Source organism: Rhizobium sp. 16-488-2b, from assembly GCF_017741815.1.
Classification (GTDB): domain Bacteria; phylum Pseudomonadota; class Alphaproteobacteria; order Rhizobiales; family Rhizobiaceae; genus Rhizobium.
On record NZ_JAGHMF010000055.1, the window covers coordinates 1 to 990 of the forward strand.

Below are 990 nucleotides of genomic sequence, written 5' to 3' on the forward strand. Positions count from 1 at the left end.
AAATCCGAAACGTCATCCCGGATACCGGAATTTAGATTTTGAACCTTGATAGGGCGTTTCAGGGATCAAGGAGGAGAGTTTCATGAATCAAGAAAGCAAACTGGCTCTGAAGGGCAAGTTGCGTGGCATCTTGCCACCTGTAACCATGCCCTTCGATGCGAAGGGGAAATTGGTCGCTTCCGGCATCAAGAAGCAGATCGATTTCATGATCGAATCCGGTGTAAATGCCATCGTTGCAGGCGGCAGCACCGGGGAGGGTCACACGCTCTCGACGGAGGAATTTGTCGAGTCGATGGAAGCGACCCATGAGGCGATTGCGGGCCTTGTGCCGTTTGTCGTGGGCTTGATCGTTAATTCGACGATTGAGGCGATCGAGCGGACAAAGAAGATCGCTCATTTGAAGCCTGAAGCGCTGCAAGTTACGCCCGTGCATTACCTGTTCAAACCAGGTGCTGACGCCACCGTTCGCCATTTCCGTGAGATCTACGATGAAACGGGCGTTCCGATCTTGATCTACAATGTCATTCCGTGGAACTACCTGTCCGCCGACCTGATGCTTAAGATCATGGACGAGGTTCCAGGCGTCGTGGGCATGAAACAGAGCTCAGGTGACCTGAAGTCTCTCTCCGATCTTATTGGGAGCGCCAAGAAGGACAATATTGTCCTGACCGGCATCGACGCACTTCTGTACCCGGGCTTCGCGCTCGGCGCGGACGGCGCGATTTCAGCCCTGACCTCGGCGGTACCAAAGCAGACGGTTGAACTCTACAATGCCGTCAAAAGGGGCGATCATGAGAAGGCGCGGGAGCTTCATTGGAAGCTAAATGGCCTCTGGAATGTCGTTCGCCACGACAACCTGCCGGCGTGCACCAAGTATATCCAGTCGCGCCAGGGCGTCGACTTCTTCCTCCCGCGCGCACCGATGGAGACCGTCTCCGACGACCAGAAAAAGGTTATCGACGGCGCCTTGCGCGCAATGGGTATTTAAGC

General features: G+C 54.9%; 1 protein-coding gene. It reads left to right on the forward strand.

The window, feature by feature from the left end; translation table 11 throughout:
* Nucleotides 1-82: 82 nt before the first annotated feature.
* Entirely contained in the window at nt 83-988 is a 906-nt protein-coding gene (locus tag J5286_RS31070; RefSeq protein WP_209193396.1) for a dihydrodipicolinate synthase family protein, read from the forward strand.
* The last annotated feature ends 2 nt before the right edge of the window (nt 989-990 follow it).